Origin of the sequence: Roseovarius sp. S88, assembly GCF_037023735.1 — a bacterium.
Lineage (GTDB): Bacteria > Pseudomonadota > Alphaproteobacteria > Rhodobacterales > Rhodobacteraceae > Roseovarius > Roseovarius phycicola.
Genome location: NZ_CP146069.1, coordinates 1,289,482 through 1,307,680, shown reverse-complemented (window position 1 = coordinate 1,307,680; position 18,199 = coordinate 1,289,482). Strand labels below are relative to the sequence as shown.

20 protein-coding genes and 1 tRNA gene are annotated in these 18,199 nt (G+C 57.1%); 11 read left to right on the top strand and 10 right to left on the bottom strand.

Annotation, left to right across the window (positions count from 1 at the left end; genetic code table 11):
• Positions 1–15 precede the first annotated feature (15 nt).
• Positions 16–579 (bottom strand): tetratricopeptide repeat protein, encoded by a 564-nt coding sequence (locus RZ517_RS06650; RefSeq protein WP_317055582.1) that lies wholly within the window; start codon positions 577–579, stop codon positions 16–18.
• 70 nt (positions 580–649) lie between these two features.
• Between RZ517_RS06650 and RZ517_RS06645 the strand changes: the two genes are divergently transcribed.
• Complete coding sequence (locus tag RZ517_RS06645) at positions 650–937, top strand: SCP2 sterol-binding domain-containing protein (protein ID WP_317055583.1); 288 nt, start codon at positions 650–652, stop codon at positions 935–937.
• Between the two features lies 1 nt (position 938).
• Positions 939–1,973, top strand: coding sequence for an alpha/beta hydrolase (locus RZ517_RS06640; protein ID WP_317055584.1), 1,035 nt, complete (start codon positions 939–941; stop codon positions 1,971–1,973).
• On the opposite strand, the gene RZ517_RS06635 is transcribed toward RZ517_RS06640, so the two are convergent.
• On the bottom strand, positions 1,885–2,715 hold the full coding sequence (locus tag RZ517_RS06635) for a fumarylacetoacetate hydrolase family protein (RefSeq protein WP_338550681.1): 831 nt from the start codon (positions 2,713–2,715) through the stop codon (positions 1,885–1,887). The genes RZ517_RS06640 and RZ517_RS06635 overlap by 89 nt on opposite strands.
• 96 nt (positions 2,716–2,811) lie before the next feature.
• On the opposite strand from RZ517_RS06635, the gene RZ517_RS06630 reads away from it, so the two are divergent.
• The 3 genes from RZ517_RS06630 (at position 2,812) to RZ517_RS06620 (ending at position 7,348) form a co-directional block, all read left to right on the top strand.
• A complete protein-coding gene (locus tag RZ517_RS06630) occupies positions 2,812–3,825 on the top strand; it encodes a ligase-associated DNA damage response exonuclease (RefSeq protein ID WP_338550680.1) in 1,014 nt (337 codons plus the stop codon).
• Positions 3,822–5,417 carry an ATP-dependent DNA ligase gene (locus tag RZ517_RS06625; RefSeq protein ID WP_338550679.1) on the top strand — a complete coding sequence of 532 codons (1,596 nt, stop codon included), beginning with the start codon at positions 3,822–3,824 and terminating at the stop codon, positions 5,415–5,417. The genes RZ517_RS06630 and RZ517_RS06625 overlap by 4 nt, the downstream gene beginning before the upstream one ends.
• 110 nt (positions 5,418–5,527) lie before the next feature.
• Complete coding sequence (locus tag RZ517_RS06620) at positions 5,528–7,348, top strand: M3 family oligoendopeptidase (RefSeq protein WP_338550678.1); 1,821 nt, start codon at positions 5,528–5,530, stop codon at positions 7,346–7,348.
• Between the two features lie 48 nt (positions 7,349–7,396).
• On the opposite strand, the gene RZ517_RS06615 is transcribed toward RZ517_RS06620, so the two are convergent.
• From RZ517_RS06615 to RZ517_RS06595, 5 genes are all read right to left on the bottom strand, one after another.
• Positions 7,397–7,666, bottom strand: coding sequence for a DksA/TraR family C4-type zinc finger protein (locus tag RZ517_RS06615; protein WP_338550677.1), 270 nt, complete (start codon positions 7,664–7,666; stop codon positions 7,397–7,399).
• A gap of 69 nt (positions 7,667–7,735) precedes the next feature.
• Positions 7,736–9,043: a methyltransferase family protein gene (locus RZ517_RS06610; RefSeq protein WP_338550676.1), complete on the bottom strand. Its 1,308-nt coding sequence runs from the start codon at positions 9,041–9,043 to the stop codon at positions 7,736–7,738.
• Positions 9,044–9,165: 122 nt separating this feature from the next.
• On the bottom strand, positions 9,166–10,203 hold the full coding sequence (locus RZ517_RS06605) for an alpha/beta hydrolase (RefSeq protein ID WP_338550675.1): 1,038 nt from the start codon (positions 10,201–10,203) through the stop codon (positions 9,166–9,168).
• Positions 10,204–10,302: 99 nt separating this feature from the next.
• On the bottom strand, positions 10,303–11,199 hold the full coding sequence (gene rpoH, locus RZ517_RS06600; RefSeq protein ID WP_317055593.1) for an RNA polymerase sigma factor RpoH: 897 nt from the start codon (positions 11,197–11,199) through the stop codon (positions 10,303–10,305).
• 174 nt (positions 11,200–11,373) lie between these two features.
• Positions 11,374–12,414: an RluA family pseudouridine synthase gene (locus RZ517_RS06595; protein WP_338550674.1), complete on the bottom strand. Its 1,041-nt coding sequence runs from the start codon at positions 12,412–12,414 to the stop codon at positions 11,374–11,376.
• Here RZ517_RS06595 and RZ517_RS06590 point away from each other — a divergent pair.
• A complete protein-coding gene (locus RZ517_RS06590; protein ID WP_338550673.1) occupies positions 12,413–12,724 on the top strand; it encodes a DUF6476 family protein in 312 nt (103 codons plus the stop codon). The two genes, RZ517_RS06595 and RZ517_RS06590, sit on opposite strands and share 2 nt — an antisense overlap.
• Before the next feature lie 4 nt (positions 12,725–12,728).
• Here RZ517_RS06590 and RZ517_RS06585 read toward each other — a convergent pair.
• Positions 12,729–12,805: transfer RNA gene (locus RZ517_RS06585), tRNA-His, on the bottom strand.
• Positions 12,806–12,921: 116 nt separating this feature from the next.
• Here RZ517_RS06585 and RZ517_RS06580 point away from each other — a divergent pair.
• Entirely contained in the window at positions 12,922–13,110 is a 189-nt protein-coding gene (locus RZ517_RS06580) for a DUF6324 family protein (RefSeq protein ID WP_338550672.1), read from the top strand.
• A gap of 43 nt (positions 13,111–13,153) precedes the next feature.
• Here the strand turns inward: RZ517_RS06580 and RZ517_RS06575 are convergent, their stop codons facing one another.
• A complete protein-coding gene (locus RZ517_RS06575; RefSeq protein WP_338550670.1) occupies positions 13,154–13,603 on the bottom strand; it encodes an MmcB family DNA repair protein in 450 nt (149 codons plus the stop codon).
• 171 nt (positions 13,604–13,774) lie between these two features.
• Between RZ517_RS06575 and RZ517_RS06570 the strand changes: the two genes are divergently transcribed.
• From RZ517_RS06570 to RZ517_RS06560, 3 genes are read left to right on the top strand one after another with little or no spacing between them, the layout of a single operon-like run.
• The gene (locus tag RZ517_RS06570) at positions 13,775–15,067 is read left to right on the top strand and encodes a hypothetical protein (protein WP_338550669.1); all 1,293 of its coding nucleotides are present in this window, start codon (positions 13,775–13,777) and stop codon (positions 15,065–15,067) included.
• Positions 15,064–15,837 carry a hypothetical protein gene (locus tag RZ517_RS06565; RefSeq protein WP_338550668.1) on the top strand — a complete coding sequence of 258 codons (774 nt, stop codon included), beginning with the start codon at positions 15,064–15,066 and terminating at the stop codon, positions 15,835–15,837. The genes RZ517_RS06570 and RZ517_RS06565 overlap by 4 nt, the downstream gene beginning before the upstream one ends.
• Before the next feature lie 60 nt (positions 15,838–15,897).
• Positions 15,898–16,263: a VOC family protein gene (locus RZ517_RS06560; RefSeq protein WP_338550667.1), complete on the top strand. Its 366-nt coding sequence runs from the start codon at positions 15,898–15,900 to the stop codon at positions 16,261–16,263.
• 260 nt (positions 16,264–16,523) lie between these two features.
• Here RZ517_RS06560 and RZ517_RS06555 read toward each other — a convergent pair whose 3' ends face one another.
• Complete coding sequence (locus tag RZ517_RS06555) at positions 16,524–16,859, bottom strand: hypothetical protein (protein WP_338550666.1); 336 nt, start codon at positions 16,857–16,859, stop codon at positions 16,524–16,526.
• A gap of 188 nt (positions 16,860–17,047) precedes the next feature.
• On the opposite strand from RZ517_RS06555, the gene ribB reads away from it, so the two are divergent.
• Complete coding sequence (gene ribB, locus RZ517_RS06550; RefSeq protein ID WP_338550665.1) at positions 17,048–18,199, top strand: 3,4-dihydroxy-2-butanone-4-phosphate synthase; 1,152 nt, start codon at positions 17,048–17,050, stop codon at positions 18,197–18,199.

Here is an 18,199-nt window from a genome sequence, read left to right as displayed (position 1 = left end):
CCGCTCCCTCATTGATTAGAGTTCCGAGCCGCCGATCTCGCGCTCGATATGTTCCAGCGCTTCGGATACGTCTTCGTGATGGGGATGTATAGCCAGAACCAACTCAAACGCCTCTTTGGCCATATCCAGCCGGTCGATCTGCGCCAGAACGCCACCGAGGCTTGCAATCGCATTATAGTGACGCGGTTCCAGTGCCAGGGCACGTTCGATATCGGCCATGGCGGGACCAAAGAGTTCCGCCTCTGAATAGGCCACGGCGCGCATGTGCCAGCCTTCGGCAAAATCCGGCGCATGATCGGTGAGCGCCGTCAAATGTTCTATTGCTTTCGTCACATCCCCAGCGTCAAGCGCATCTGTGCCGCGTTTGAGCAGTAAATCTGCCGAAGCAGACCCGGACCTGGTGAGTTCCAGCTCGATTTCTTTGGCCACACGGCGTGCCTCGTCCTTTTCCTCTGCCTCAGACAACTGTTCAAACAAGCCGTCAAGGCGGGTTTCTTCCGCAGCAAGAGGTAAGGAAAACATGACTGTCGCCAAAAGTGCCGCGACGATAGAATTGTGAAAGATATGTTTAATGCTCATAGTGCGCTAGAATTTAGCGCACCGGGTCAGGATTCATAGTCCTGACAAGTCACAATTTGGAGGACAAGACATGAGCGACGTAGTGGCAGCCGCAGTAGAGGCTTTGAGCAGCAAGATGAGCGGCGGCCTGGATGGCAGTGCGAAATTCGTCATCGAAGGCGAAGGGGCCATTGTGATCGATGATGATGGTGTACGTGCAGGCGATGATGACACCGATGTCACGCTGACCGCGGATGTTGACACCTTCCAATCCATTCTGGCGGGTGATCTTGATCCCACCGCTGCCTTCATGTCCGGCAAGCTGGCTGTAGATGGTGACATGGGCATGGCCATGAAACTTGGCAGTGTTCTGAGCTGATATGATGCAAAGCGCGCCGTTTTTCTCTGATATGGCCGAGGGCCCCGATGGGGGTGCTGCCTATTGGATCACGGCAAAGGATGGCGTGCGTTTGCGGCTTGGGGTATGGCCGGGGCAATCCGAGGGCATCACAGGAACGGTGTACCTGTTTCCGGGCCGCACTGAATATGTTGAAAAATATGGGAAAACCTCCCTTGACCTAAGCCGTGCGGGGCTGCACGTCGCCGTCATTGACTGGCGTGGCCAAGGGCTGGCCGATCGCGTGGCATCCGACCCGATACTGGGCCATGTTCATGATTTCGCTGACTATCAGCTAGACGTTTCCGCAATGATTGAGGCGGCTGAGGCGCTTGACCTTCCCAAGCCGTGGTTTCTTTTGGGGCATTCAATGGGAGGCTGCATCGGCCTTCGATCCTTGATGGATGGCATGCCGGTGGAAGCAGCCGCATTTTCTGCGCCCATGTGGGGCATTCACATGTCGCCCCATATACGCCCTTTTGCCTGGGCCCTGTCCTGGGCCAGCCGGTATCTAGGCTTTGACCAACGCTATGCGCCCGGCACTTTGCCAGAGGCGTATGTGTTGAGTGAACCTTTTGAAACCAATCGCCTGACCACTGACACGCAGATGTATGATTACATGATCCGTCATGTCGTAGAGCAGCCTGAGCTTCGGGTCGGCGGACCAAGCCTGCGCTGGTTGTACGAAGGCCTCGCAGAGACGCGTGCCTTGTCCAACATGGCCTCTCCAAACGTACCCTGCCTGGTCTTGCTCGGCACGGATGAAGACATTGTCGACCCCGCCCGCATCCATGACCGTGTGGCAAGGTGGCCCAGTGCGATACTGGATTTGGCCGAGGGCGCGCGGCACGAGGTTTTGATGGAAGAAACCGGCACACGCACCCGAGCAGACGCCTGCGTCACCAAGTTTTTCGCAAATTATCAGAGCATTACGGCATGCGAGCCACAGGCAACCTCTGCTGCCCCAGATGCTCAATCGCAAGCTCCATCACATCGCCTTCGGACAGGAAACGCTTAGGGGTTTGCCCCATACCGACGCCCGGCGGTGTCCCTGTCGCGATCACGTCCCCGGGATGCAACGTCATCAATTCACTCAGATGAGAGATGATATGGGCCACCGAAAAGATCATCTTTGAGGTCGAGCCGGTTTGCATGCGTTCACCATTCACATCCAGTAACAGCGAAAGGTTTTGCACGTCGCCCACCTCGTCCGGTGTGACAAGCCAGGGACCGATGGGCGCAAAGGTGTCACAGCTTTTGCCCTTGGTCCATTGGCCCGAAAGCTCCATCTGAAAACGCCGTTCGGAAACGTCGTTGACAATGGTATAGCCAGCGACATGATCGAGTGCCGCGTCTTCACTCACGTAAGACGCGGGCTGCCCGATCACGATACCAAGTTCAATCTCCCAATCGCCATGGGTCGAACCGCGCGGGAGCCGTACAGTATCATAAGGGCCAATGATCGCGGATGTGGCTTTCATAAAGACCACCGGGTGATCGGGGAATGGCATCCCAAGTTCTTCGGCGTGGTCGGTATAGTTAAGCCCAATGCACACAAGTTTGCCCACATGGCCAACCGGCGGCCCAATTCGTGGATCGCCGGAGACCAGAGGCAAGCTCTCGGGTTCAACGGATGATAAATCACCCAGATAAACCCCTGAAAGGTCGGGCATAACGGCGCTCACATCCCTGATCTTGCCGTCTTTATCCAAAACGCCGGGCTTTTCCTCGCCCGGTGCCCCATAGCGTAGAAATCGCATGCCATTCTCCCTTACTTCTGCCCTCACGATACCGGCGTGTGAACCCGCCGCAAGCGCGGATATGGTCATGGCGTGAGACCACGCTAAACTTGGCCTATGGTTTTAGAATTCAAACCCCAAGGCATCTATTGCCCTGCCGGCGACTTTTTCATCGACCCATGGAAACCCGTGGATCGTGCCCTGATCACCCATGGGCATGCGGATCACGCGCGACCGGGGCATCGACGTTATCTGTCCACCGAGGCAGCCGCACCGGTGATGCGGCATCGGTTGGGTGAGATCACACTTGAAACTGTGCGCTATGGTGAGGCGAAGCAGATAGGGGACGCGACCGTTTCTTTTCATCCCGCAGGCCATGTCCCCGGATCGGCGCAAATACGGGTTGAGGTGAAAGGCGAGGTTTGGGTTGTCTCGGGCGACTATAAAACCGAGCCGGATCGCTTGTCTGAGCCGTTTGAACCGGTGCGCTGTCACAGTTTCATCTCGGAATGCACCTTCGGCCTGCCTGTGTTCACCTGGGCGCAGGAAGACATCGTTGCAAAGGAAATCAACGAGTGGTGGGCGGGAAACGCGGCCAAAGGTATGTTCAGCCTTTTGGGGGCCTACTCGCTGGGTAAGGCACAGCGCGTTTTGTCGCTTTTGGATCCGTCCATCGGACCGATTCTGACCCATGGCGCAGTGGAAAACACCAATGCGGTATTGCGCGCGCAGGGGTTGGCCTTACCCAACACATGCCATGTAACACCTGATCTTGATCCCAAATCTCATCCCGGCGCGATGGTTCTTGCGCCACCGGGCGCGCTTGGAAGCACTTGGGCACGACGGTTCAGGCCCAATTCAACTGGTTTCGCAAGTGGCTGGATGCGTCTGCGTGGGGTGCGACGGCGGCGTTCAGTGGACCGGGGGTTTGTGATGTCCGATCACGCGGACTGGCAGGGTTTGAATGCTGCGATCAAAGCAACCAAAGCGGAAAATATATATGTCACGCATGGTTACACGGATATCTTCGCGCGCTGGCTGAATGAAAGTGGATTAAACACTGAAATTGTTCCAACAGAGTTCACTGGCGAGACCTTGGATGCCACGGACGACGAAGGTGACACCGCATGAAACGGTTCACCGAACTCTACGCCGTTCTTGATCAGACTACCAAGACATCTGCCAAAACATCTGAAATGGCTAAATATTTTACAGATGCGCCAGACGAAGACCGGCTTTGGACCGTCGCGCTTTTCTCCGGGCGCAGGCCGCGCCGGGCGATCACGACCACAAAGCTTCGGGAATGGGCGGCGGAAAAGGCTAACATCCCGCTTTGGCTCTTTGAGGAAAGCTATTCGATTGTGGGTGATCTGGCCGAAACTATTGCGTTGGTCCTTCCCCCTGCATCGAGAGATCAGGATGAGAGCCTGAGCACATGGATTGCGCGTCTGCGGGCGCTTGATACGCAGGACGAAGATGCACGCAAAGCTACGGTTCTGGACGCGTGGGACCAGATGGGCGCGCAGGAACGCATGGTCTTCAACAAGCTTCTGACAGGTGGGTTTCGTATCGGGGTGAGCCGCAAGCTCATGACCCGCGCTTTGGCACAGGCCACGGGCCGCGATGAGGCCGAACTGGCGCATCGCTTGATGGGGGATTGGACGCCAGACACAACAACATGGGAGGCCTTGATCGAGGCGCCCGATTCAGGTGCGGATCTCTCGCGCCCCTACCCTTTTTGCCTGGCGTATGGGTTGGACGATGATGGGCCCGAGACATTGGGAGATCCCAAAGACTGGCTCGCGGAATGGAAGTGGGATGGCATTCGCGGTCAGCTCATTCTGCGCGGCGGCGAGCATTTCGTCTGGTCACGTGGCGAGGAATTGATGACAGACCGGTTTCCCGAACTGGCGCGTGCGCGGGACTTCCTTCCGGATGGCACAGTGATTGACGGAGAGATTGTGGCTTGGGACGGTATTGCGCCCCTGCCCTTCAATGCGCTGCAAAAGCGGATCGGTCGTAAGACCGTACCGAAGAAGTTGCTGAAAGACGCGCCCGTGATCGTGCTGGCCTATGATCTTCTGGAGGATAACGGAGAGGACCTGCGCGAAGTGCCGTTCGCAGAGAGGCGCGCTAGGCTTGATGCCATATTGAGCACCCTGCCAGAGGATGCACCGTTGCGCGCGTCTTTAGTGCTTCGGTTCAAATCATGGAAAACACTCGCCGATTTACGCCGCACAGCCCGCGAAGAACGCGCCGAAGGGTTGATGATCAAACGTGCGTCCAGCCCCTATCACACGGGCCGCAAGAAAGGGGATTGGTGGAAATGGAAGCTCGATCCGCTTACGATTGATGCGGTGATGATCTATGCCCAACAAGGTCACGGACGGCGCGCCAATCTCTTTACCGATTTCACCTTTGCGGTGCGGGACGGAAATGAGCTTGTGCCATTCACCAAGGCCTACTCCGGCCTCACAGATGAAGAATTTCGCAAGATCACCGCCTGGGTGCGCAAGAATACGCTGCAGAGATTTGGTCCCGTGCGTCAGGTGCGCGCCGTGCATGTATTTGAAATCGCCTTTGAAGGCATTGCGGAAAGTACCCGACACAAATCCGGCGTGTCCCTTCGTTTTCCGCGCATGAAACGCTGGCGGCATGACAAACCAGTGAATGAGGCCAACACGATTGAGGATCTGCGCGAGATGCTGGCGCAATATGGCTGAATAGCAAAAGCCTTCAAAAGGCTTTTGCCAAGTCTTTTCAGAAAAGACTTGGGGTTGAGGCCCCGCCCTACCCCGCCTATGTCAGACAAAACGTTATTCCGGAGTGTACCATGATCCATCTTCCCTTTCCTGTCCGCGATGCCAATGCTGCCTCGGGCGCTGACAATCTTGGCGAATTGCCGGAATGGAACCTGGATGATCTCTACACCGGCGAGGACGCGCCGGAACTTGCGCGTGATCTGGAGTGGCTAGAAGAAAACTGCGCCTCTTTTGCGGCCGATTACGAAGGAAAGCTTGGCGACCTCGATGCCGCCGGTCTGCTCACTTGCATCGAGCGAAACGAGAAAATCTCAAACATCGCCGGGCGCATTATGTCCTATGCGGGGCTGCGCTATTACCAGCAGACAACCGATGGCGAGCGGGCGAAATTCATGTCTGATTGCCAGGAGAAGATCACCAATTTCACCACGCCGCTGGTGTTCTTCACGCTGGAGCTGAACCGGCTTGATGCAGATGCATTGAACGCGATGTATGCCGAGAATGCCAGTCTGGCCCGTTATTCCCCGGTCATTCGCCGCATTCAGGCGATGAAGCCACATCAACTCTCTGATGAGCTTGAGAAATTCCTGCATGATCTGGGTGTTGTTGGTGATGCATGGGAGCGGCTTTTTGACGAAACCATCGCCGGGCTCACCTTTGAAGTAGATGGCGAGGAGATGGGGATTGAGGCCACGCTCAACCTTCTGACCGAACAGGATCGCAGCAAACGCGAGGCTGCAAGCCGAGAGCTGGCAAATGTCTTTCAGGAGAACATCAAAATTTTTGCCCGTGTACACAACACATCCGCCAAGGAAAAAGAGGTGCTCGACCGCTGGCGCAACATGCCCACGGCGCAGACCGGGCGGCACCTGTCTAACGATGTCGAAGCCGAAGTGGTCGAGGCCCTGCGCAATGCTGTTGTAGCCGCCTACCCCAAACTGAGCCATCGGTATTACGAGCTCAAACGCAAATGGCTGGGGCTGGATAAGATGCAGGTCTGGGACCGCAACGCGCCTCTTCCAATGGAAGACACCAAGGTCATCGACTGGCCGCAGGCGCAGAAAATGGTGATGGAGGCCTATAGCGCCTTTGATCCACGCATGGGCGATCTTGCTGATCCGTTCTTCAACAAAGGCTGGATTGATGCGGCCGTGAAACCTGGCAAGGCACCGGGGGCGTTTGCACATCCTACCGTCACCAACGTGCATCCTTATGTGATGCTGAACTATCTCGGCAAACCGCGGGACGTGATGACGCTCGCGCATGAGCTGGGTCATGGCGTGCATCAGGTTCTGGCAGCTGAGCAAGGTGAGCTTTTGTCCTCAACACCGCTCACTTTGGCCGAAACGGCGTCGGTCTTTGGTGAAATGCTCACCTTCCGCAAGATGCTTGACGGAGCCAAAGATCAGGCCGAGCGTAAGGTACTGCTCGCGGGTAAGGTTGAGGACATGATCAACACGGTCGTTCGCCAGATCGCCTTTTACGACTTTGAATGCAAACTGCATGCCGCGCGTCGCGAGGGCGAGCTGACGCCCGAAGACATTGGCGCGCTTTGGATGTCGGTGCAGGGGGAAAGCCTTGGGCCTGCGTTCGAATTCATGGAAGGCTACGAGAGTTTCTGGGCCTATATCCCGCATTTCGTGCATTCGCCCTTCTACGTCTACGCCTATGCGTTCGGTGACGGGTTGGTGAACGCGCTTTATGCGGTTTACGAGGAAAATCCGGTCGGGTTCCAGGACAAGTATTTCGATATGCTGAAAGCCGGCGGATCGATGCACCACAAAGAACTTCTGGCACCCTTCGGCTTGGATGCGTCGGATCCTGCGTTCTGGGGTAAGGGTTTATCGATGATCTCGGGCTTTATTGATGAGCTTGAGGCGATGGAGGGGTGACGACGGACGCCTCCGGCGGGGATATTTGCAGCAAAAAGAAAGCAGGTTTTACTTCAACTGACTGTCCTTAGACCCCCGCCGATTGATCCCGGAGCGCATCTGATAGGCGCTGTCACGCTCCTGCATGCAGTCGATGCACAGCTTCACACCGGGGATCGCCGCACGCCGTGCCTCGGGGATGGGTTCGTCGCATTCGGCGCAATGGGTGAGGCTCTCGCCCGTGGGCTGTGCCCGAGCCTTCAGACGCTGCAGCTCGTCGTTCACGGATGCTTCGATCTGTTCATTCACCGCGCCATCGCGCGCCCAGCCGCCAGCCATGTCCATCTCCTTTGGAAGATAAATGTAAGACGCTTCTCGGCAGGCTGCAATCGCCGGACCGTGGCGGAATTACTCGGCAGGCAGGCCTTGTGCCGCGTCACTCTTCCGCGCTGTGTCAGACCCCTGCCGGTCCGGCGCATGGTAGGTCAGAAACGGAAGATACCTGGCCATTCCACGGAAGATGCTGCGCTCGTTCATTGCCAGCGCATATTCGACATAATCGGGGTCCTCGGACAGATGCTTTTCCTCCATCCGGGCACGCCCGAAATAGACCGCGTTGATGACAAAGAGCGACAGCGTGCCGGTCACCGCCTGCCAGGGGGTGGCGGCTGTCAGGAAAGGTGCGGCGGTGAGCCAGAAGAAAAGGCTCTTCGCAACGTAATCAGGGTGCTTGGTGAAGGCGTAAGGCCCGTTGGTTATGATCCCACGATGGGTGAGATTGGACCAGCGCAATCCAAAAATCGCCGTGGCCCAGACCCACAGCAGGAACGCCGAAAGGACAAGGATAATCCAGGGCCACATCAGAAGTGCATAATCACCTGCGACCGCAGACCAGTCCTGTTCGGTACGATAAGGATAGATTTGGCCAGAAGCGATCTTGTTGAAAGGCTCGTAGCAGATCAGCGTGACAACCCAGGCGCCAAGAAGACCATTTGGCGAGCGGATATGCGCATCAAAAAGCCGGAGCGTCATGGCGTAGCCAACAACGACAATTGTAAGTTCGACAATCACCAAAGCCGTGGTGAGATAGACCGCAGCCGCAACCGGCCCTTGCATCAATTGGTTCAGATCAAGGTGCAGGCGCGGCATCTGCAGCGCGAGATAGGCGAACATCACAGGCAGGAAGAACCCCTTGATCATCCAGCCCAGGGCGAAGTCTTTCAGTAGCGGCCAATCTGGATCCGAGTTTCGCCGTAGGAGCAGCTGACCGAACTCATGATAGCCGTCATGCGGCTCGCGCATGCGCCGATCAACGAAATAGAAGTAGGCAATCACCAAGGGCAGACAGACAGGCAAGAGCAACTGCAACGCGGCAAGTGGCATGATCAGCCGCTCCACCGCGTAAATTCGGAAAACAGCGTGGATCGCGACGACCGCGGCCATGATCCCGAAGAAGCCAACCAGCTTGACGACCACACGCTGCAAATCCGGGCTCCGCGAGGTTTCCCAATCAAGACCGGTCGAGGCGCGGCGATGACTCTTGCGGCCCAGAATTTCGAAAAGCGAGACCGGGATGAGGTAGCACAGGATCAGGAAAAGCGCACCTGAGACCGGGTTTTCAGCTGGAACAACAGCGCGATAGGCGATGCCCAAGCCAAGGCAGACGCATCCGATAAGCGCCGTCCAATTGCTTGCGACAGTGTCGAGCTTTTTCACCTGTTTGCCCTTCGTCAAAGCCTGTTGTGCAACGCTATGTACGCTTCAGGCCATATTTCCTTGATCCTTTAAGACCATAAGAAAGGGGCGAATATTTGGCTCAGGCTTGGCGAAATGGCGTCTTAGGGGCCGATGGGTGGCGATGTTGTCAGGACCATGTAGCGCTGGAATGCGGGTTGGCCTGCACTGGCTTGGGACATCATACCGCGCAGCACCGAAATAGCCGCCGGAGAGGTTGTTGCTACAGCATGATCAAGGCCTTCGCCATTGGCCAGCGCGGTGAAATCGATTACCCGTACTGGCAGATCGGCAACTGCATCGGGGCTGTTGATCACGCCAAGGCGCGGCTTGCGACCCGTGATGAAACTGGCAAGGCCCAGCGCTCGGTCTTGTCGGGATACGAAGATCAGGAAGGGATCTGGCATGTCTCCGATTGCCTCGGCTTGCCTGCGAAAGACATCAGGATCAATATCAGGCGACATCAGAACCACCGCATTGATCCGATTGAGCAATGTGCGATCTCCACGAAGCGCCGCCTGACGCATCACTTCCATGACGAGTTGTGATCCCATGGAATGGGCAATCAGAACAACGCGGTCATTGGGGCCCTGCGTGAGCTGCTTGAGCAAGTCTTCAAGGTCGTCGCGCGCGTAGAGCACACTGTCACGGTCATAGATGTAACCACGCGGATCACCCGCCGAGGCCCACGAAAAGAGAACGGTAGGCACCTCTCGCCCAAAATCGGCATGCATTTGCGCGGTGCGGTACATGCCATCGGACAGGGTTGCGTTGAAGCCATGCACAAAAACTTGCGTTTCGGCACCCGAGCGTTTTGATTTCACGTCCCGTAAAAATTGATTGGGTGTCTCATAAATTTCAGTTTCCGTCACAACGAAATCAGTCGCGGCATCTGGTGGGCCATCTGGCCATTCGATGCGACCCGGTTCATGCGTTGGCGGAACTGAGACAGCCGCACGAAAGTAGTTCATCTCGCCTGTTCGCCGCTCTCCAAAGGTCTGCCCGTTATTGTCCAAAGCCTTTTGCGTGGCCACATAGACCTGTTCGATCTGGGCCTCAGGCACGGGCGCTGCATATTGTGCGGCTTCGCGGGGTGCGCAAGCCGTCAAACCAACAAAACAGGCAAAAAGGAAAAGGCGCACCTGGGGTCATCCAAATCAAGGTTGAAATCTTCACTGCGCAAAGTAATGGCCCCTGTCCATCTCTGGAAGGGGCCATTGACCAATCAGCGAAAGAAAGGGTCAGACTGAGGCCAACATGCCCTTCTCCTGTGCCAGGGACCGCATGCGCTTTTGTAGCTTCTCAAACGCGCGCACTTCAATCTGGCGGATGCGTTCGCGGCTGACGTCGTATTGCGCACTCAGGTCCTCAAGAGTGATGGTCTTGTCGCTCAGGCGCCGCTGCGTCAGGATATCTTTTTCACGGTCATTGAGCACCGACATCGCCTCAGCCAAAAGCTCACGACGCGCGTCCAACTCGTCCTTGGCCTCGTAGTCACCCGCTTGATCGGCATCCTCGTCTTCGAGCCAATCCTGCCATTGCATGGTGCCCTCGCCTTCAGAGCCCACTGTGGCATTCAACGACGCATCGCCACCCGACATGCGGCGGTTCATGCTGATCACTTCGTCTTCGGTGACGCCCAAATCATGCGCAATGCGCGCCACATTGTCGGGGTGCATATCCCCTTCTTCCAACGCGCCAATGCGTGCCTTGGCCTTGCGCAGGTTGAAGAAAAGCTTTTTCTGCGCGCTCGTCGTGCCCAGTTTGACCATCGACCAGCTGCGCAGGATGTATTCCTGAATGCTGGCGCGGATCCACCACATCGCATAGGTGGCCAGGCGGAAGCCCTTTTCGGGGTCAAAGCGTTTGACCGCCTGCATCAGACCCACATTGGCCTCTGAGATCACTTCCGCCTGCGGCAAGCCATAGCCGCGGTAGCCCATGGCAATTTTGGCTGCCAGGCGCAGGTGGCTTGTGACCATCTGATGGGCGGCGTCGGTATCTTCTTTCTCGACCCAGGCCTTGGCCAGCATGTATTCCTGTTCCGGCTCCAACAGCGGGAATTTGCGGATTTCCTGCAAATAGCGGTTGAGACCGGCCTCTGGTGACGGTGCGGGAAGATTTGCGTAGTTACTCATGTCCTCGTCCCTCCAATGTTTAAGGGTTTAACATTGATGTAAGCACAACTGGGCTGTTTTCAAGATCAGATGAACTGAATTGTTTAACAGAATATGAATGCTCAGCCGGATGCCCGCCAGTGGTGTGACAGGATTTTCACGTGAAGGTGCGAAAACGTGCTAATTTATTTCAAATCAGGCGAACGCGCGTAATTTTCCCAAAAGCTCTGCAAAATCAGATGGTAAAGGCGTTTCAAACCGTAAGATTTCACCCGAAACCGGGTGTTCAAAGCCCAAAACCGCTGCATGAAGTGCCTGACGAGAAAAGACCTCTACGGCAGCAAAACTCTCTTTGCTGAGCGCTTTTGCGTTCAATTTCCGCCGACCGCCGTAGACCGGATCGCCAACCAATCCATGCCCGGCATGGGCCATGTGCACCCGGATCTGGTGTGTGCGCCCGGTTTCGAGCCAGCATTCAACCAGTGACACTTGCGGTGGAATTCCAAAGGTCTCAATGCGTCGCGCGCGCGTCACGGCATGCCGGCCGCTTTGAAACACAACAGCCTGCTTCTGCCGGTCGGTTTTATGGCGTGTCAGTTGCGTGGTGAGTTTAAGGATATTGCCAGCCTCAAAGCTGGCCCCTTTGATGCCACGAAGGCGGGGATCGGCGGCATCAGGAACTCCATGTACCAGAGCAAGATACTTGCGTTCAACGCTGTGCGTCTCAAACTGCGCCGCCAATCCGTGATGCGCCTTGTCCGATTTGGCCACAACCAGAAGACCCGAGGTGTCCTTGTCAATGCGATGCACAATGCCGGGGCGACGCTCGCCTCCAATGCCAGACAGGCTATCCCCACAATGATGCAAGAGCGCATTCACCAGCGTGCCATCCGGGCTGCCTGGTGCGGGATGCACAACAAGGCCAGCGGGTTTGTTCACCACGATGAGGTCTGCGTCTTCATGCACCACGTCGAGAGGAATATCCTGCGCAACTGTATCAAGCTCTTCGGCCTGAGGTACGGTAATCTCAACAATGTCTCCCTCGGACACCTTACGTTTGGGGTCCATGACCGGCGCGCCCCCTATCTGCACGCACCCTTCTGCAATCAGCCGCGTCAGGCGCGTGCGGGACAAGGCCGCCGCCTCTGGCACATCACGCGCAAGCGCCTTATCAAGGCGGGGCGGCGGATCCGCCGCAATGCGCACGGAAATCGTCTTGGAAGGGGCTTCGCCCATGAATGACACTCCAGATCCAAACCCCATCGACCCCGGGCTGGTGAAATACCTGCGCCTTCTGGTCACCGTGCTGACCGCCGTGATGGTTGTGGGGTTCATAGTGATCGTGGTGCTCTTTGTCACCAAGTTCTCCGACGCGTTCGGCCCGGAAATGCCTGATGAGATTACCCTGCCCGACGGCACGGTCCCCACGGCCTATACGCGCGGCGATGGCTGGTACGCGGTGGTGACGGAGGACAACCAGATCCTGATCTTTAACGCCGAAACGGGCGAGTTGCGGCAGGAAATTGCGATTGAGGTCGGGAAATAAGGAGTGGTACCACCTCCCCGGCTCGAACGGGGGACCTCCTGATCCACAATCAGGCGCTCTAACCAACTGAGCTAAGGCGGCACGCGGTGTCGATTTAACTTTTGCGCGGTGCGATTGCAAGACTCTTTGAGCGGACCAAGCGACTTGCGCGACTTGCATCTTGGCGCTAAGCCCGGATTGCACTTTTGGAGGCCACCATGGGCATCAACGACGAACGCGATATCGAGGCAAACCTGCAAATCGGGCCAACCGATCAAGGCATGGTGCGGTTGTTCATTGAGGCGGGCCAGGCTGAAATTCCGATGGATTTCGACCCTGATGAGGCGCGCGAGATTGCCGAAGAAATTCTGGCGGCTGCAAAAGCGGCAGAGGCACGCAAAGGTTAGGATGCGTAGAACTCACCTGAATTCCAGACCAGAAAACGACACCTCATAGGTTCGGGTCACGCGCAGATTGCAGCCTCAGTGCCGCCTGTCGCGCAAACCGTCGCGTAAGGGCCGCACGCCGCGCGGCTGGCAATTTGCTTTCCGGCGCCATGCGAATGATCTGAGCGTCATAGGCATCGGCAATCATCAAACCCGTGCCCTCGGGCAAAAGATCGGTAGGGAAATCCTCATCCACAGCCCAGAAGTACCTGTCGCACCATTCAAGATACCCATCCCATTTGGCATCAGAGGTAAAATCGGCCCGGCTTGATTTGCACTCTACCACCCAAATCTCACCTTTGGGACCCAACGCCATGACATCCACCCGCTTGCCCCGTTCCGGTGTGAATTCTTCGACGCAGACGAAATCATAGCCCAGCAAATGCCTGCACACGCCCCGCGCCAAAAGCTGGCCGGGTTTCTGGGTGTTCAAATCTGTGACTACATCCTGCATGACACCAAACATACGAACATACCGGGAACATTGGCAAGACTTTCCCCTATTTATTGTGCACTCCCCGCTGATCACGAGAGCCTGACTTGATGTTTCAGCGGACACTCACATACTCGAAAAGTTGGCGTCATCTTGGCGCTGCACAGGGAGTTGCGCGGGAAGGAGTGGGGCATGGCTGATGAATCCGGGGACAGTGCGCGCACGCGATCGGCGCGATATGCGCAAGAGCTTGAAGGCCATATTGATTGGCTAAACACCTTTTCGGGCACAGCGCTTGGCGTGCTGGCCGTAGCATCTGGTATCTACACATATCTCGGCGTGTCCTCTTTGCTAGATGACACCGGTGCGCTGTCGACCTTCGCCGCACTGGCCTATTCGGTGGCCGTGTCGGTCGGCATCTTTGTATTTTGGTCCTACCTCTTGCGCCTCTACCCGGCGGTCACCACGGCGCGGGCGCGAGTCGCACTTCTGGGGGCTATGGGGCTGGGGTCACTGGCCATTGTGGCCATGTCGAGCTGGCTCAATGCCGCCGCGCTGGCCGGCTCTGCGGCGGTGGAGCAGCATCTGGCCAAGACCGTACAGGACTATCAGCAAAGCCTGGAACGCGCGCATGAAATTGCGCTGACGGGTCAGGCGCTTGAACGTGACGTGGCGCGGGTGCGCCAATCTTTTGAAGATCTCAGCGAACAGGAGGCTACCGGCAATCTCTCTGGCCTTGCCGGACGTGGGGCCGTGTTTCGCGTGCTGCGTCAGAAATCGGCTGAGCTGAGCGCGCTGGAAGCCCAAATTGCACAACAAACACCTTTGGTTGAGACTGCATTTGCCGAAGGCAACGCCATCCTAAGCCGCATGCGCGCGCTGACGGTGGAACCCGGCCCCGTTGAGGCGCGGTCTGTGGAATTCTCTGAGGCGGCGGTACGCCTGCAAGGATTGATCACGCAGATGCGCCAGCTGACAGTCGCCCCCCTGGTAGAACGCGCGGCACAGGATTTGGCCGCCTCGGTTGTCCTGCCCGAGCTTGACAGCCGCACGGCCGAGGGGCGCAATGATCAGGCAGCTACCATCACATCTGTACTTGAAGTACTGGGTCAACGTGCCGCCACCCTGGAAGGCGCGGCACAAACCGTGTCTGCCCTGGAACCGGCGCCTGAGGTGATCTATACCCCCATCTCCTCTGCTGACGCTGTGATCCTTTATGCGCGCAATTTCGTGCCATCATGGGCCGGAGCGATTGCGATTGACCTCTTGCCTGCTGTTCTGGTTCTGATCCTTGCCATCACCCAAGGCGTGATCCGGTATCTGCGAGATGGCACCGATATTGAAGACACTATGACCGTGGCCGAACTGCGGGCGGCTCTCGCTGTTTCGCGCGAGATCGAGGAACACCCCGAAACGCAGGCCGCTCCAGCCCCCGAGAAACCAAAGGATGACAAGATCAGTCCCATCACGGGCACCAAACCATGAGTAAACCTGAACCCCCCAAGGCCAAAGGCCCGCTGGTGGCCCGCGTGCTTACCGCCGTTCTGGCTTTTCAACTGGCCATCGGAGCGCTTCTGGTGGTGGGAGATGTGCAAGAAGCGCGTCTGGCCCTGCCCGGTTTTGGTCCTGATGCGCCACTCTTGACGGACCCTGTGCGACCCGGTGACCAAAGGCGGGTGTTTGCGCCCGGTCGCGACCGCCCGGCGACGCGACCTGCACGAGACCCCGGCAAACTGCCCAACCGGCTAGTCCTGACCAAAATTGAGCAAGCAACCTACCGGCTGGAAGGCGATATCGCCGAGGGAGATGCTGACCGAGTGATCAAACTGTTGCAGGATGCGCGGCCCACGCCGGAATGGCTTGTCCTGCAATCGCCCGGTGGTGTGGTCAGCGATGCCTTGCAGATTGGCCGCTTTGTTCGAGAGACTGGCATCAACACACGCATGCTTGCCGGGGAGTATTGCTATTCGGCCTGTCCCTATATTCTCATGGGCGGCGTCGAGCGCGACGTCGATGAGGCTGCGCAGGTCGGCGTGCATCAGCACTACTTCGGCGAAAGCACGATCCTGCCTGCCTCATTCGCGGTGGAAGATATTCAAGCCGGTCAAGGCGAGGTCATGCTATACTTGGATGAGATGGGAATCGATCCACTGATCATGGTCCCGGCGCTCACCACGCCGCCGGATGAAATTTACGTGCTATTGCCAGAAGAATTGCGCAAATATGGGGTTGTGATGTCGACTGAGGCCCAATGACTGTTCCGCGAACAAAGCGGGTTTTCATGCTAAGGTGAGCGCATCAATTGGAGAAAGTTGATGGCGCAATTTCGATACATAGTTTCAGACGTTGATCAGGCCGTGGCCTTCTATTGCGGACAGCTGGGTCTCGAACTGATCGAACAATTCGGCTCCGCTATGGCAATTGTCAGACAAGGTGACCTTGATCTTTGGTTGGCCGGTCCGACGGCTTCGGCATCCAAACCCATGCCGGACGGTGCCAAGCCTAAACCAGGGGGATGGAACCGGTGTGTCTTGGTTGTCGATGATCTTGAAGGTCTCGTAGACTCGCTTCGCGATAAAGGAACAACCTTTCGAAACGAAATCACTTCGGGTCCGGGCGGCAAGCAAATTCTTTGCGAAGACCCCTCTGGAAACCTGCTCGAGTTGTTCCAGCCTGGCTGATTTGCCGTGCCACCCCCCTTGCCCCGCTGTCCCACACAGCTTAACTACGTCGGGTGACGGGTTCTGCCCTTCTCGTGACAGGTTGCATTCCGGTGGCCTTAAGCAATTCCGAGGGAGCTGGCTCTGTCCGGGCCGTGGTCCGGTTACCTGGCGCCCACCTGTATATACAGGTCCTCGGGAATGAGAGAACCAAACGGTTGTGCGTGGTCCCGTCACACCAAGCCCCGCAAATGCGCGAACGACTCGCTCAATTTTTGAAGTTACTTCTTTTGCCAGAATGGCGCGCGGCCGCTGTTGGCGCGGATCGGAATCGTCTCTAGCTCCTGCCGCATATCGACATGCTGACCCAAACCGCCACGCGGCTCATCGTCGTCGTCATCCTTTTGACGCATCACGGCAATGCCGAACTGCACGCCAGCAAAGATGATGCCATTCGAGAACCACAAAAGGAACACAGCCAGAAGGCCCTTGTCCGAATGGCTGACCAGATGCCACAGATTCGCGACGTTGAACCAAAGCAGCATGGCCACAAAAACCGCTGCAATACAGAAGCCGATGATAACATTGACGATGTAGAGTCGAATAAGTTCAGGCATGACACGCCTTTCTGATCACTGCTCATAGGATACCACAAAGTGGCTCTGCCACAAGAGCGACAGTTTGCAACTTTCTCGTTATGAGGCCTGTTTTACTCAGCTTTGTGAGCTTGAAACGGCATATATCCCTCTGGCCATCCGTTTAAGCCTGCGGTATCTGGCAAGCCTGCAAGTTGCAGGGGGATGAGATGTCGGAAATCCAAGCCTATGAAACGCCCGGCCCAGTAGAAGCTGATCTGAGCGCAGCCATCTCTTCCACCGAAGAGATCATTGCCGAGGCACGCGCGGGGCGGATGTTCATTCTGGTGGATCATGAGGACCGTGAGAACGAAGGCGATCTGGTGATCCCGGCAGAGTTCGCCACGCCAGAGGTGATCAATTTCATGGCCACCCATGGGCGCGGGCTTATCTGTCTGCCGATGACGTCTGAGCGGATCGACCGGCTTGGCCTGCCGATGATGGCGGTGAACAATTCCTCGCGCCACGAGACGGCTTTTACGGTCAGCATCGAGGCGCGTGAGGGCGTGAGCACTGGCATCTCTGCCGCAGACCGGGCGTTGACTGTCGCGACGGCCATCAATGAGCAAAACACCCAGGCCCATATTGCCACGCCGGGGCATATTTTTCCGCTGCGGGCCAAGAATGGTGGCGTGCTGGTACGGGCCGGTCATACCGAGGCCGCCGTAGATATTTCTCGTCTGGCTGGATTGAACCCTTCCGGCGTGATCTGTGAGATCATGAAGGATGATGGCACGATGGCGCGACTTCCTGATCTGGTGGACTTCGCCAAAACGCATGGCATGAAAATCGGCACGATCTCTGATCTGATTGCGTATCGCCACAAGCACGACAACCTTGTACGCGAAGTGCGCCGCGAAACCGTTCACTCCTCCCATGGCGGCGACTGGGACATGCGTATCTTTGCAGATCAGATCACCGGCACTGAACATGTTGTGCTCGCCAAAGGTGATATCACAGATGGCGAGCCTGTTCTCGCACGCACCCATGCGCTGAATGCGTTGGAAGATGTGCTTGGCATCGGCTTGGCGGCTGATACTGGCCGTCCCACTGGCAAACTGCCGCGTGCGATGGAAATCATCGCCGCCGAAGGACGTGGTGCGGTGTTTTTGTTCCGCCAACCGCGCCCACGCCTGGCCTCCGAGATGGAAGAGGATGACGGGCCGCGCACCATCAAACAAACCGGGCTTGGCGCGCAGATTATGTCGACTATGGGCGTGCAGGATCTGATCCTCGTGACCGACAGCCCGCAAACCCGCTATCTGGGCCTTGATGCTTATGGAATTACTATTGTTGGCACCCGCGCCTTGAGTGAAGGATAA

Coding starts and splice junctions, on each gene's coding strand:
- ribB (WP_338550665.1), top strand. CDS start 17,048: ATGTCGGAAATCCAAGCCTATGAAACGCCCGGCCCAGTAGAAGCTGAT.
- RZ517_RS06570 (WP_338550669.1), top strand. CDS start 13,775: ATGGCTGATGAATCCGGGGACAGTGCGCGCACGCGATCGGCGCGATAT.
- rpoH (WP_317055593.1), bottom strand. CDS start 11,199: ATGAGTAACTACGCAAATCTTCCCGCACCGTCACCAGAGGCCGGTCTC.
- RZ517_RS06575 (WP_338550670.1), bottom strand. CDS start 13,603: ATGCAGGATGTAGTCACAGATTTGAACACCCAGAAACCCGGCCAGCTT.
- RZ517_RS06620 (WP_338550678.1), top strand. CDS start 5,528: ATGATCCATCTTCCCTTTCCTGTCCGCGATGCCAATGCTGCCTCGGGC.
- RZ517_RS06580 (WP_338550672.1), top strand. CDS start 12,922: ATGGGCATCAACGACGAACGCGATATCGAGGCAAACCTGCAAATCGGG.
- RZ517_RS06640 (WP_317055584.1), top strand. CDS start 939: ATGATGCAAAGCGCGCCGTTTTTCTCTGATATGGCCGAGGGCCCCGAT.
- RZ517_RS06555 (WP_338550666.1), bottom strand. CDS start 16,859: ATGCCTGAACTTATTCGACTCTACATCGTCAATGTTATCATCGGCTTC.
- RZ517_RS06560 (WP_338550667.1), top strand. CDS start 15,898: ATGGCGCAATTTCGATACATAGTTTCAGACGTTGATCAGGCCGTGGCC.
- RZ517_RS06650 (WP_317055582.1), bottom strand. CDS start 579: ATGAGCATTAAACATATCTTTCACAATTCTATCGTCGCGGCACTTTTG.
- RZ517_RS06615 (WP_338550677.1), bottom strand. CDS start 7,666: ATGGCTGGCGGCTGGGCGCGCGATGGCGCGGTGAATGAACAGATCGAA.
- RZ517_RS06625 (WP_338550679.1), top strand. CDS start 3,822: ATGAAACGGTTCACCGAACTCTACGCCGTTCTTGATCAGACTACCAAG.
- RZ517_RS06645 (WP_317055583.1), top strand. CDS start 650: ATGAGCGACGTAGTGGCAGCCGCAGTAGAGGCTTTGAGCAGCAAGATG.
- RZ517_RS06590 (WP_338550673.1), top strand. CDS start 12,413: ATGAATGACACTCCAGATCCAAACCCCATCGACCCCGGGCTGGTGAAA.
- RZ517_RS06630 (WP_338550680.1), top strand. CDS start 2,812: ATGGTTTTAGAATTCAAACCCCAAGGCATCTATTGCCCTGCCGGCGAC.
- RZ517_RS06595 (WP_338550674.1), bottom strand. CDS start 12,414: ATGGGCGAAGCCCCTTCCAAGACGATTTCCGTGCGCATTGCGGCGGAT.
- RZ517_RS06565 (WP_338550668.1), top strand. CDS start 15,064: ATGAGTAAACCTGAACCCCCCAAGGCCAAAGGCCCGCTGGTGGCCCGC.
- RZ517_RS06635 (WP_338550681.1), bottom strand. CDS start 2,715: ATGCGATTTCTACGCTATGGGGCACCGGGCGAGGAAAAGCCCGGCGTT.